The sequence below is a fragment of the Pseudomonas sp. GW821-FHT09D08 genome, assembly GCF_059416305.1.
The window spans coordinates 72,750-85,695 of the sequence record NZ_JBWKOX010000006.1 but is presented as its reverse complement, the minus strand read 5'-3'; the positions used below and the strand labels follow the sequence as shown (position 1 = coordinate 85,695).

Sequence of the window (12,946 nt, the reverse complement as noted above, 5' to 3'; positions counted from 1 at the left end):
GAGCGTGAGTTTGACCTCCTCCGTCTGGCCCGGCAACCGCAAAGGGGCTGCACCAAGGGGCACGAGCGCGTTAGGATGGCGCGAATTGCACCGGACATGATGAGGAAGGGTATGACGGACATTGCGAAATCGACGCCGAGTACGATCGAGATTGTTCAGCGCGACAATGCCTACAAGGGCTTCTACCAGCTCGATCGCGTGCAACTGCGCCACGAAAAGTTCGATGGCGGCATGAGCCGAGTGATCAATCGCGAAGTGTTCGTGCGCCATGATGCGGTATGCGTGTTGCCCTACGACCCGCAGCGCGATGAAGTGGTGCTGATCGAGCAGTTTCGCGTGGGCGCCATGGGCCGCAGCAATAACCCTTGGCTGGTGGAAATGGTCGCGGGACTGATCGACAAGGACGAAGAACCGGAGGAGGTTGCACACCGCGAGGCCGAGGAGGAAGCTGGGCTGACGTTCTCCGCACTGTGGCCGATCACCAAGTATTTCCCGTCGCCCGGTGGCAGTACCGAATTTGTCCACTTGTACCTGGGTCGCTGCGACAGCTCGGGGGCCGGTGGTGTCCATGGACTGGAAGAAGAGGCAGAAGACATCCGCGTCACGGTCTGGGCTTTTGAAGATGCCCTGCAAGCCGTGCGCGACGGTAGGATTTCCAACGCAGCCAGCATTATCGCCCTGCAATGGCTTGCGCTTAATCGCGCGGAAGTGAGGGGGTTATGGCAGTAAAGGCACGGGAACGTTATCGAGTCGACCTGATCGGGCTGCAAGCCGCCTGCGAGGCCAACTATGCGCGGCTGATGCGCCTGTTGCCCGACATGCGCCATACCCCGGAGGCGCGCCGCATCGGCGTGACCCATGGCGACCAGATGCTGGGCGTGCTGGCCCTGGAAGTCATCGTCAATTGCCCGTACACCACCACCCTGCGGGTGCGCCAGGAACACAGCCTGCCGTGGCTGCCGGTGCCGCAGCTGGAAGTGCAGGTGTACCACGATGCGCGGATGGCCGAAGTGATCAGCGCCGAACATGCGCGGCGCTTTCGCAGCATCTATCCTTACCCGAACGTGTTCATGCACCAGCCCGATGAGAAAGCACAGCTCAATGTGTTCCTCGGTGAATGGTTGAGCCATTGCCTGGCCCTGGGCCATGAGTTCGAAGTCGTGCGGTAGATGTGAACTGCGTCTGCTTCCTGGGTTTCCTCTTTGTATCCTGCCCCAGCATAATCGCCCCACCTCCATATTATTCCTGTGATTGCCCTGGGAGAGCGCCTTGCCGAGCGTATCCACCGTGAACCCCGATGCGCCGGCGTTGCTGGTGCAATTGTCCGACAGCCACCTGTTTGCCGAGGCCGACGGCACGCTGCTGGGCATGAACACCCGCGAGAGCCTGCAGCGGGTGGTTGAGTTGGTGCGCCAGCAGCAGCCGCACATCGACCTGATGGTGGCCACTGGGGATCTGTCCCAGGACGGCACGCTGGAGTCATACCAGCAGTTTCGCGCTCTGACCGCGGCCATCGGCGCTCCCATGCGCTGGATTCCCGGCAACCACGACGAGCCGCAGATCATGGCTCATGCCGCCGTACACAGCGACTTGCTCGAACCGGTGGTGGATGTCGGCAACTGGCGCATTACCCTGCTGGACTCCGCCGTTCCCGGTTCCGTGCCCGGCTACCTGCAGGACCAGCAACTGCAACTGTTGGCCCAAGCGCTCAGCGAGGCGCCGAGCCGGCACCATCTGGTGTGCTTCCATCATCACCCCGTGCCCATCGGCTGTGCCTGGATGGAACCGATCGGCCTGCGCAATCCCGAGGCCCTGTTTGCCGTGCTTGACCGCTTCCCCCAGGTAAAGGCCGTGCTCTGGGGCCATGTGCACCAGGAGATCGACCGCGAGCGCAACGGCGTGCGCCTGCTGGCTTCGCCGTCCACCTGCATCCAGTTCGCGCCCGGCAGTGAGGATTTCAGCGTCAGCGAGCAAGCGCCGGGTTATCGCTGGTTGCATTTGCATGCCGACGGACGGCTGGAAACCGGGGTAGAGCGCCTGGTCGGCTTCGCGTTTACGGTGGATTACGGTAGCAACGGCTACTGAGATTTACCTGTAAACTGCGCCTCTTTGGCTGAAGCACGGAGAGCCCGGCATGTCCGCTTCGATCCTGTATATCCACGGTTTCAATAGCGCGCCCGCGTCCAACAAGGCCTGCCAACTGGTGACCGTGATGGATGCCCTCGGCCTGGCCGATCAACTGCGGGTGCCGGCCCTGCATCACCATCCACGTCAGGCAATTCCTCAATTGGAGGAAGCCATTGCCCAGCTGGGGCGGCCGCTGCTGGTCGGCAGCTCGCTCGGCGGCTACTATGCAACCCATCTTGCCGAGCGCCATGGCCTCAAGGCACTGCTGGTCAACCCGGCGGTCAGCCCCCATCGGATGTTCGACGGTTACCTGGGCACCCAGAAGAACCTCTACACCGATGAAACCTGGGAGCTGACCCACGACCATGTCACGGCGCTGGCCGAGCTGGAAGTACCGGCCCCCCAGGACGCCGCGCGTTACCAGGTGTGGTTGCAGACCGGCGATGAAACACTGGATTATCGCCTCGCCCAAGGGTATTACCGTGCCTGTGCCTTGCGCATCCAGGCCGGTGGCGACCATGGTTACCAGGGGTTCGCCCGGCAATTGCCGGCGCTGTTGAGTTTTGCCGGCATTGGCGCAGATCAGTATCAATCCTTCGACTTTGCAGCACTGTAAAGCCGCAGGTCACTTTTTAATCGAACGACTCACGACGAGACCCCATGGCCACTCCCAGCGCTAGCTCTTATAACGCCGACGCCATCGAAGTCCTCTCGGGCCTCGACCCGGTGCGCAAACGCCCCGGCATGTACACCGACACCAGTCGGCCGAACCACCTTGCCCAGGAAGTCATCGACAACAGCGTCGACGAAGCCTTGGCCGGGCACGCCAAGTCGGTGCACGTCATTCTTCACGCCGACCACTCCCTGGAAGTGTCCGACGATGGTCGCGGCATGCCGGTGGACATTCACCCGGAAGAGGGCGTGTCGGGCGTCGAGCTGATCCTCACCAAGCTGCACGCCGGCGGCAAGTTCTCCAACAAGAACTACCAGTTCTCCGGTGGCTTGCACGGTGTGGGTATTTCCGTGGTCAACGCCCTGTCCACGCTGGTGCGGGTCAAGGTCAAGCGTGACGGCAACGAGTACGAGATGACCTTCGCCGATGGCTACAAAGCCACCGACCTGCAGGTCATCGGTACCGTCGGCAAGCGCAATACCGGCACCAGCGTGTACTTCGCGCCGGACCCTAAGTACTTCGATTCGCCGAAATTCTCCATCAGCCGCCTCAAACACGTGCTCAAGGCCAAGGCCGTATTGTGCCCGGGCCTGCTGGTGACCTTTGAAGACAAAGGCACTGGCGAGAAAGTCGAGTGGCATTACGAAGACGGCCTGCGTTCGTACCTGGAAGATTCCGTCAGTGATTTCGAACGCCTGCCCAACGAGCCGTTCTGCGGCAGCCTGGCCGGCAACAAGGAAGCCGTCGACTGGGCGCTGCTGTGGTTGCCCGAAGGCGGCGACAGCGTGCAGGAAAGCTATGTCAACCTGATCCCCACCGCCCAGGGCGGCACCCACGTCAACGGTTTGCGCCAGGGCCTGCTGGATGCCATGCGCGAATTCTGTGAATACCGCAGCCTGCTGCCCCGTGGCGTGAAGCTGGCGCCGGAAGACGTGTGGGAGCGCATTGCGTTCGTGCTGTCGATGAAAATGCAGGAACCGCAGTTCTCCGGCCAGACCAAGGAGCGCCTGTCGTCCCGCGAAGCGGCGGCGTTTGTCTCCGGTGTGGTCAAGGATGCCTTCAGCCTGTGGCTCAACGAGCACCCGGAGCTGGGCCTGGCCCTGGCGGAACTGGCGATCAACAACGCCGGCCGTCGCCTCAAGGCCAGCAAGAAGGTCGAGCGCAAGCGTATTACCCAGGGCCCGGCATTGCCGGGCAAGCTGGCCGATTGCGCCGGGCAGGACCCGATGCGCTCCGAGCTGTTCCTGGTCGAAGGTGACTCCGCCGGTGGTTCCGCCAAGCAAGCGCGGGACAAGGAGTTCCAGGCGATCCTGCCGTTGCGCGGCAAGATCCTCAATACCTGGGAAGTCGATGGCAGCGAAGTCCTTGCCAGCCAGGAAGTGCACAACATTGCCGTGGCCATCGGCGTCGACCCAGGCGCGGCGGACATGAGCCAGCTGCGCTACGGCAAGATCTGCATCCTCGCCGACGCCGACTCCGACGGCCTGCACATCGCGACCCTGCTGTGCGCGTTGTTCGTGCAGCACTTCCGGCCGTTGGTGGATGCCGGTCACGTCTACGTCGCCATGCCGCCGCTGTACCGGATCGACCTGGGCAAGGAGATTTTCTACGCCCTGGACGAAGCCGAGCGCGATGGCATTCTCGACCGCCTGGTGGCCGAGAAGAAGCGTGGCAAGCCGCAGGTCACGCGATTCAAGGGCCTGGGTGAAATGAACCCGCCGCAACTGCGTGAGACCACCATGGACCCCAACACCCGGCGCCTGGTGCAGTTGACCCTGGAAGACTTCGCCGCCACCTCGGAAATGATGGACATGCTGCTGGCGAAGAAACGCGCGCCGGACCGCAAGTCCTGGCTGGAATCCAAGGGCAACCTGGCTGAGGTCCTGGGCTGATGCGCACAGGTTTCGCCCTGGCGATCCTGATGTTGAGCGGGCTGGTGGCGACTCAGGTCGCCGCCGCGCCCGTGGCTGAGCTTAAGCTGGTGTCCGAACACCCGGTGGACGGCATGCGCGGCGGGAACCTGTCGGGCCTGGCGCTGTGTGGCAAGGAGCTGTGGACGGTTTCCGATCGTGATGACGACCAGATCTACCGTCTCGATACCCGTGCGCCGACCTGGCAAGCCGAAGCGGTAAGCATCGATGTACCGCCGGTGCCGGAATCCGGGTTGCCCTGGGGGCTGCGTTCACGCACCAAGGCTGCGTCGTTCATTCGCGGCGGCGACCTGGATTTCGAAGGCATCACCTGCGATGCCGCCGGCAATCGCTACATTGTCAGCGAAGCCCATGCGGCGGTGCTGCAGGTGCCGGTGAACGGTGCGCCTGAATGGTTGAAGATCGCCCCGGGCATGGTGCGTGAAGCCCGGGCCAGTGGCATGTTGCTGCACTTCAATGCGTTGTTCGAAGGCCTGGCAGTCAACCCCGAGGGCAATCAGCTCTGGCTGGCTGCGGAGCGTGAGCGGCGCGGCCTCATCTCGATCAAGCGCCCGCAAAGCCTGTGGGATTGCGACGGCCCTTGCGTGTTGCTGAGCGAGGCCGGCCAGGAGATGCAGCCGGCCAAGTTCGTCGGTGCCAAGGCGGTGTCCAAGGATTTCGCCGATCTGTCACTGTTCAACGGCAAGCTGTTTACCCTGGAGCGCAATGCGTTCCAGATCTGCCGGCGCGACACGGTCACGGCCAAGGTCGAGCTGTGCTGGTCGTTCGCCGACGAAACCCTGACGCCCGAGCGGCGTTACGCCCAGCCCTATGGCCTGGCCGAAGCCCTGGTGGTGGACGCAGACGGTGCCTGGCTGGGCATCGACAATAATTTCGGCCCCCGCGCCGATGGGGAAAAACGCCCCATGGTCTATCGTTTTGCCGCCCCCGCCGGCGGCTGGAGCGCCCAGCCATGAGCCGCTACTTTTTTGAATCGATCCGGCGCGGCGGCATTTCCGCTGCGCCTTACCAAACAATGATGAGGCCCGCATGAGTGACATCCTCGCAGACAGCTTAGATGGCGTAGAACGCCGGTCGCTGGCTGACTTCACCGAAAATGCCTACCTCAACTACTCCATGTACGTGATCATGGACCGTGCCTTGCCGCATATCGGCGACGGCCTCAAGCCCGTACAGCGGCGCATCATCTACGCCATGAGTGAGTTGGGCCTGGACGCCGATTCCAAGCACAAGAAGTCGGCGCGTACCGTCGGTGACGTGCTCGGTAAGTTCCACCCCCACGGCGATTCGGCGTGCTACGAAGCCATGGTGCTGATGGCCCAGCCGTTCAGCTACCGCTACACCCTCGTCGACGGCCAGGGCAACTGGGGTGCGCCGGATGATCCCAAGTCCTTCGCGGCCATGCGTTACACCGAGGCGCGCCTGTCGCGCTATTCGGAAGTGCTGCTCAGCGAACTGGGCCAGGGTACCGCGAACTGGGGGCCGAACTTTGACGGTACTCTCGACGAGCCCCTGGTGTTGCCCGCACGTTTGCCGAATATCCTGCTCAATGGCACCACCGGCATCGCGGTCGGCATGGCCACCGACGTACCTCCGCATAACCTGCGCGAAGTCGCCACCGCCTGCGTACGCTTGCTGGATGAGCCCAAGGCCACGGTCGAGCAGCTGTGCGAGCATATCCAGGGCCCGGATTACCCGACCGAAGCGGAAATCATCACACCGCGCGCCGACCTGCTGAAGATGTACGAAACCGGCAAGGGCTCGGTGCGCATGCGTGCCGTGTATCACATCGAAGACGGCGACATTATCGTCACCGCCCTGCCGCACCAGGTGTCCGGTGCCAAGGTGCTGGAGCAGATTGCCGCGCTGATGCAGGCCAAGCCGTCGAAACTGCCCCAGGTCGCTGACCTGCGTGACGAGTCCGACCACGAAAACCCCTGCCGCATCGTGATCATCCCGACCAACAGCCGGGTCGACCACGAAGTGCTGATGCAGCATCTGTTTGCCAGCACGGACCTGGAGTCCAGCTACCGAGTCAACGTCAACATCATCGGCCTGGACGGCAAGCCGCAGTTGAAAAACCTGCGCAACCTGCTGGTCGAGTGGCTGGAGTTCCGGATACAAACCGTACGCCGCCGCCTGCAGTTCCGCCTCGACAAAGTCGAACGCCGCCTGCACCTGTTGGACGGCTTGCTGATTGCCTACCTCAACCTGGATGAAGTGATCCACATCATCCGTACCGCCGAGCACCCGAAAGCCGAGCTGATCGCGCGTTTCGAGCTGAGCGAGATCCAGGCCGACTACATCCTCGACACCCGCTTGCGTCAGTTGGCACGCCTGGAAGAGATGAAGCTGCGCGACGAACAGGACGCGCTGCTCAAGGAGCAAGCCAAGCTGCAAGCGCTGCTGGGCAGCGAAGCCAAGCTGAAGAAGCTGGTGCGCAGCGAGTTGATCAAGGACGCCGAAACCTATGGCGACGAGCGCCGTTCGCCAATCGTGCAGCGTGCCGAAGCCAAGGCGCTGACAGAGACCGAACTGCTGCCGAACGAGAAAATTACCGTCGTTCTGTCGGAAAAGGGTTGGGTTCGTTCAGCCAAAGGGCATGATATTGACGCCACTGGCCTGTCGTACAAGGCCGGTGATGGCTTCAAAACTGCTGCAGCCGGGCGTTCCAACCAGTTTGCGGTGTTTATTGACTCCACCGGGCGCAGTTATTCGGTGCCGGCCCATACCTTGCCATCGGCGCGGGGGCAGGGCGAGCCGTTGACCGGTCGCCTGACGCCGCCACCTGGGGCGAATTTTGAATGTGTGCTGCTGCCGGATGACGATTCGCTGTATGTGATCGCTTCCGACGCGGGCTACGGGTTCGTGGTCAAGGGTGAAGACCTGCAGGCCAAGAACAAGGCGGGCAAGGCATTGTTGAGCCTGCCGAACAACGCCAAGGTCATCCTGCCGCGTCCGGTGGAAGACCGCGAAGGCAACTGGCTGGCGTCGGTGACCACCGAAGGGCGCTTGCTGGTGTTCAAGATCAGCGATCTGCCGCAGTTGGGCAAAGGCAAGGGCAACAAGATTATTGGTATTCCCGGCGAGCGGGTGGCCAGTCGCGAAGAGTACGTGACCGACATCGCGGTGATCCCGGAAGGTTCCACCCTGGTGCTCCAGGCCGGCAAGCGCACGTTGTCATTGCGCCCCGACGACCTCGAACACTACAAGGGCGAGCGCGGTCGTCGCGGTAATAAACTGCCTCGCGGCTTCCAGCGTGTGGATGCTTTGCTGGTGGAGACGCCGGTTTAAGGCGTATTAGAGCCCTCGATCTACGATTTAAAGCGTAGATCGACGCTTTGGCGCTGGAGTCATGGCGCATATTCACGGATGATATGGCCTTTCCAGCGCCGGCGTGGCCGAGCGTGTTTAGGTTATTTTTAGTATTACATTGTGGTTCGCCTTGTGGCAGCCACTTGGATGGGATGATGACTGCTCCACGCGTTCCTCTATTTTTGATGCTCGCTGGCCTTTTGGGGTTGGCGGGTTGCAGCACACACCAGCCTGTGTCGCTGTACCAGCTGGACAGCGGAAGTCCAGCTCAGCCAGCCCAGACCGCTGGCATGGCCGTTTTGCTCGGGCCGGTGGTCGTCGCCGACTACCTGCAACGCGAAACCCTGCTGCAACGTCAGAACGATGGAAGCCTGCAAGGTTCCACCGATGGTCGTTGGGCAGGCAGTTTATCGTCTGACATCAACCAGTTGATGTTACGGCAGGTGGCCGGTCAGTTGGACAGCCAGCGTGTGGTCCTGGCACCTGCGCCCACCGGCTTCAGCCCGGATGTGCAGGTGTTGCTGACCATTACCCGGCTCGACTCCGGTAAATCGCAACCGGCGATCCTCGATGCGCAATGGCGCTTGATCGACCGTCGCGGCCAGGTGCGTGATAACCGCATCGTGCACCTGCAGGAAGAGCACGCCGGCACCACCGCGTCCCAGGTTCAGGCCCAGGGCGTGCTGTTGCAGCAATTGGCGCAGCAGTTGTCGGTGGCCCTAAAACCCCTGGCCAACCAGCCCCCCATCGCCGAGGCGCCCCGTAAGTCGGCCCCGGTACAGGTCAAGCCGGCAGAGCCGCAAAAGCCGAAGATGCCGATGGCTACGCCGATCCGTACGGATATGGAAGTGTTCAGGTTCTGATCTGAATGCCACACAAGCAAAAGGCCCGCTGATTCAGCGGGCCTTTTTGCTTATCTGCGATTGACTTGAGGCTTGTTGAGATCCAAATGTAGGAGGGGGCAAGCCCTAATGCTTTTTGTAGGAGCGAGCTTGCTCGCGAAAAACTCACAGGCGCCGCGTTCATTCAGGAACAACGCGTTATCGTTGACGTTTTTCGCGAGCAAGCTCGCTCCTACAGGAGACATTAGTCCGGCGGTGTGCTTCAGGGCTTTGTGCGGGTCTCATGCATCCGCGCCAACTGCCGCTCCAGCATCGATGGATACGGTTCCATCAACCGCTCCACGCAGCTTGCCCCCTCGGGGCTGGCAATCGGGCGGATACGCGCGCGTTGGCGGATCAGCGTGTCTTCACTGATCTTGCGCTCCACCAGCAGCAGGTTGCGGCTGTGCTGGGACAAGGCCAGTGCGTCCTGGGCGTTTTCAGTCAGCAGCAGGTCGATCTGGCTCATGCCGAACAGGTCGTCGCCCACGGTGAGGCCCAGTTGCAGTTGCAGGGTGATGCCGCTGTCGGCGACTTCGATCTGCAATTCATGGCCCAGGGCGCGCAGCAACTCACCACAGCAAATCGCATTGGTCAGGTAGTCTTCGCCGCTGTCTTCGCTGTGGAACAGCATCAGCGTGCTGCCGTCGTTGAGGGTGTGCAGTTCGCTCTGGTACAGCGAGGCGGCCTGGTCGAGGCAGTCGCGGTAGCGCTCCAGCAGTTCGGTCAGGCGTGCGCGGGGCAGGCGACGTAATTGGTCCTGGGCACCCAATTGCACGGCGAGCACAGCGCTGTACTGCGGCTCGCTGCTGCGTACCGGCGCCGCCTTGGGGGCGATTGCGGGGCTGTCGGCTGACGTATCGCGCAGGTCGGCGAAGGGGTCTTCATCGTCCAGCTCGTCTTCTTCGGCCTTGAAGGCATGGCGCGGTGCAGGCTTGAGGCCCGCCACCGGCGGACGCTCGTCGAAGCCCGGGTCACGCAGGTTGCGCACTTCGAACTCGGGCTCTTCGTCGTAATCGGTGTCGTCGTATTCAGGCTCTGGCTCGACCTCGGGCACCACCGGTTCCGGGGCGAAGCTGGCGTGCAGCTGGCGGGCAAGGTCGCCGATTTCATCCTGGCGGTCGGTAGCCGGGGTGTGCTCGTCGATGTCCCGCAGCCAGATGCGCAGTTGCATGAGCGGCGTGGAGATATGCCGGCCCAGGCGCAGGCTCAGGGCCAGGGCCAATGCCAGCAGGATGGCGCTGAGGATGCCCATGCTTTGCAGGCTGATGGTCATCGGCTGCTGGAACTGCTGCATGTCGAGGCTGATACGCAGTTGGCCGGCCTTCACATCCTGAAACGTGATATTGCTCTGGTACAGGCCTTCGGCTTCGCCCAGCAGGCCGTTTTTCGGGCGCTGCCCGGCTTCGGCCATGATGCGGTTGTCCACGCTATAAATAGCGGCGTGGGCCACCAACGGGTTCTTGGTCAGGTTGTTGAGCAGCACGTTGAGGCTGAGGATGTCGTTGGACACCAGCAGCTCAGTCGCCGAAGTGGCGGTCTGCGTAGTCAGGCTCTCGCCCAGGGCGTCGGCTTGCTCGTGCATGGCCTGCTTGAATTGCAAACCCATCACGCAGGCGTAGATCACCAGGGCCAATGCGACCAGGATCACGTTATGGCTGGCGATGCGTAATGCGATCGGTACACGGCGGTGGCGCAGTGCCCGGAAGATCAGCAGGAAGAAGTTGTCGGTTTTTACTGGCGTGGGCCGGTTCACTTGAGCTCGGCTCTTGGTCCGTGAAGTTGACGCGCAGTATAGCGACAGGCCCAAGACCGGCAAAGCGCTGGCTGTGCCCGATGGTCACTGAAAGTGGGTAGAATGCGGTTTTTTTCCAGCCTGGGGGTGCGCCTTGCGCGAAATTGTCCTGATTAACATCACTGGTGAAGACCGCCCAGGTCTTACCGCAGCCATTACCGGCGTTCTGGCCCAGGGTGGTGTGAACATTCTCGACATCGGCCAGGCGGTGATCCACGACACGCTGTCGTTCGGCATCCTGGTGGAAATCCCCAGCACCGAGCAGGCCTCATCGGTGCTCAAGGACATCCTGTTTACGGCGTATAAGCTCGATCAGCAGGTGCGTTTCACCCCGGTGTCCGAAGCGGATTACCAGCAGTGGGTGGCCGGCCAGGGCAAGAAGCGCCATATCGTGACGCTGCTGACCCGCAAGGTCACCGCCGAACAGCTGCAGCGCGTCAGCTCCATTACCGCGCAGTATGGTTTGAACATCGACCATATCGACCGTCTGTCGGGGCGCATGCCATTGGACACCCCGGCCGACAAGGGCAAGGGCTGCATTGAGTTCTCCGTGCGCGGTGAGCCGGCCGACCCGCAAGCCCTGCGCGCCGAATTCCTCAGCGTGGCCCAGGAACTGAATGTCGATATCGCCTTCCAGGAAGATTCGCTGTTCCGTCGCAACCGCCGCTTGGCGGTGTTCGACATGGATTCCACGCTGATCGAAGCCGAAGTCATCGACGAACTGGCCAAGGCGGCCGGCGTGGGTGAGCAGGTGTCCGAAATCACCGAGCGCGCCATGGCCGGGGAATTGGATTTTCGCGCCAGCTTCAAGGAGCGCCTGGCTTTGCTCAAGGGCCTGGATGTCAGCGTGCTGGACTCCATCGGCGCGTCGCTGCGCCTGACCGAAGGCGCCGAAACCCTGTTTGCCGAACTCAAGCGACTGGGCTACAAGACCGCCATCCTGTCGGGTGGCTTCACCTACTTCGCCAAGCAATTGCAGGCCAAGCTGGGCATCGACTATGTGTTCGCCAACGAATTGGAAGTGGTGGATGGCAAGGTGACCGGCGTCGCGGTTGAGCCGATTGTCGATGCGCAGCGCAAGGCGGACCTGCTGAAGGAATTGGCCCACAAGGAAGGTTTGCGTCTGGAGCAGACCATTGCGGTCGGTGACGGCGCCAACGACCTGCCGATGCTGGCCATTGCCGGTTTGGGTGTGGCATTCCGTGCCAAGCCATTGGTCAAGCAATCGGCCAAGCAGGCGATTTCTACCCTCGGGTTGGATGGCGTGCTGTATCTGCTGGGCTTTCGCGACCGCGACGGTCAGCTGTAACTGACTAAATGTGGGAGGGGGGCAAGCCCTCTCCCACATTGGGTTCGGCGTCAGGCTTTAGGTAACGCGATGCCTTGGCCCATCTGCACCGGCGAACCCGCTACCAGTTCTTCAGCCCACTTCACCTGATCCGGCCCGAACAGCACGATCGCAGTGGAGCCCAACTTGAAGCGACCCAATTCCGCACCCTTCTCCAGGTGAATCGGCGCGCGGGCAGCTTCGTCATAGCGGAAGGTTTTCAGCTCGCGCTTCGGCGGAGTCACCAGGCCGGCCCATACGGTTTCAATCGACGCGACAATCATCGCACCGACCAATACCACGGCCATCGGGCCGCGTTCGGTGTCGAACAGGCAGACAACGCGCTCGTTACGCGCGAACAACTCCGGCACGTTTTCGGCGGTGGTCTGGTTCACCGAGAAAATCCGCCCAGGTACGTAGACCATTTCACGCAGGGTACCGGCCAGAGGCATATGCACCCGGTGGTAGTCCTTCGGCGACAGGTAGATGGTGGCGAAATCGCCGCCCATGAACGGCGCAGCGACCGCTGCATCACCGCCCAGCAGTTCCAGTACGCTGAAGCTGTGGCCTTTGGCCTGGAACACACGACCGTGTTCGATGGGGCCAAGCTGGCTGACCGCGCCATCGGCTGGGCTCAATACGGCGCCAGGGGTCTGGTCGAGTGGGCGGGCACCGTCTTTCAGGGCGCGGGTGAAGAAGGCGTTGAAGTGCTCGTAAGCGGTCACGTCTTCCACCAGGGCCTGGGACATGTCCACTTGATAGCGCTTGGCGAACCACGTGGTGAAGGCATTCTTGAACCAGCGCACGCGGCACTCGGCGATGCAGCCGGCCAACCGCGACAGCAGGTGGTGCGGCAGCAGGTACTGGCTGAGGATAAACAACTGCTTTTTCATTGAC

The 12,946-nt window shown here is 62.1% G+C and carries 11 protein-coding genes; 9 read left to right on the top strand and 2 right to left on the bottom strand.

The annotated features are described in order from the left end of the window. Positions 1 to 111: 111 nt before the first annotated feature. From AC07OP_RS13410 to AC07OP_RS13375, 8 genes are all read left to right on the top strand, one after another. Complete coding sequence (locus tag AC07OP_RS13410) at positions 112 to 729, top strand: NUDIX domain-containing protein (protein WP_495101335.1); 618 nt, start codon at positions 112 to 114, stop codon at positions 727 to 729. Beyond that, positions 720 to 1,169: a DUF1249 domain-containing protein gene (locus AC07OP_RS13405; protein ID WP_017526444.1), complete on the top strand. Its 450-nt coding sequence runs from the start codon at positions 720 to 722 to the stop codon at positions 1,167 to 1,169. The genes AC07OP_RS13410 and AC07OP_RS13405 overlap by 10 nt, the downstream gene beginning before the upstream one ends. A gap of 100 nt (positions 1,170 to 1,269) precedes the next feature. Continuing rightward, positions 1,270 to 2,085 (top strand): 3',5'-cyclic-AMP phosphodiesterase, encoded by an 816-nt coding sequence (gene cpdA, locus AC07OP_RS13400; RefSeq protein WP_495101334.1) that lies wholly within the window; start codon positions 1,270 to 1,272, stop codon positions 2,083 to 2,085. Positions 2,086 to 2,134: 49 nt separating this feature from the next. Beyond that, on the top strand, positions 2,135 to 2,743 hold the full coding sequence (locus AC07OP_RS13395) for a YqiA/YcfP family alpha/beta fold hydrolase (RefSeq protein ID WP_092359380.1): 609 nt from the start codon (positions 2,135 to 2,137) through the stop codon (positions 2,741 to 2,743). Positions 2,744 to 2,787: 44 nt separating this feature from the next. Further along, the gene (gene parE, locus AC07OP_RS13390; RefSeq protein ID WP_027604917.1) at positions 2,788 to 4,692 is read left to right on the top strand and encodes a DNA topoisomerase IV subunit B; all 1,905 of its coding nucleotides are present in this window, start codon (positions 2,788 to 2,790) and stop codon (positions 4,690 to 4,692) included. Further along, positions 4,692 to 5,687 (top strand): esterase-like activity of phytase family protein, encoded by a 996-nt coding sequence (locus tag AC07OP_RS13385; protein ID WP_495101333.1) that lies wholly within the window; start codon positions 4,692 to 4,694, stop codon positions 5,685 to 5,687. The genes parE and AC07OP_RS13385 overlap by 1 nt, the downstream gene beginning before the upstream one ends. A gap of 73 nt (positions 5,688 to 5,760) precedes the next feature. After that, positions 5,761 to 8,025 (top strand): DNA topoisomerase IV subunit A, encoded by a 2,265-nt coding sequence (gene parC, locus AC07OP_RS13380; protein WP_495101332.1) that lies wholly within the window; start codon positions 5,761 to 5,763, stop codon positions 8,023 to 8,025. A gap of 173 nt (positions 8,026 to 8,198) precedes the next feature. Beyond that, the gene (locus AC07OP_RS13375) at positions 8,199 to 8,909 is read left to right on the top strand and encodes a PqiC family protein (protein WP_495101331.1); all 711 of its coding nucleotides are present in this window, start codon (positions 8,199 to 8,201) and stop codon (positions 8,907 to 8,909) included. Positions 8,910 to 9,150: 241 nt separating this feature from the next. Here AC07OP_RS13375 and AC07OP_RS13370 read toward each other — a convergent pair whose 3' ends face one another. Next, positions 9,151 to 10,683, bottom strand: a complete 1,533-nt coding sequence (locus AC07OP_RS13370; protein WP_115486407.1) for an AhpA/YtjB family protein — start codon at positions 10,681 to 10,683, stop codon at positions 9,151 to 9,153. Between the two features lie 133 nt (positions 10,684 to 10,816). On the opposite strand from AC07OP_RS13370, the gene serB reads away from it, so the two are divergent. Beyond that, positions 10,817 to 12,031: a phosphoserine phosphatase SerB gene (serB, locus tag AC07OP_RS13365; RefSeq protein ID WP_027604912.1), complete on the top strand. Its 1,215-nt coding sequence runs from the start codon at positions 10,817 to 10,819 to the stop codon at positions 12,029 to 12,031. Positions 12,032 to 12,081: 50 nt separating this feature from the next. Here the strand turns inward: serB and asd are convergent, their stop codons facing one another. Beyond that, on the bottom strand, positions 12,082 to 12,942 hold the full coding sequence (asd, locus tag AC07OP_RS13360; protein ID WP_003171334.1) for an archaetidylserine decarboxylase: 861 nt from the start codon (positions 12,940 to 12,942) through the stop codon (positions 12,082 to 12,084). Positions 12,943 to 12,946: the final 4 nt, after the last annotated feature.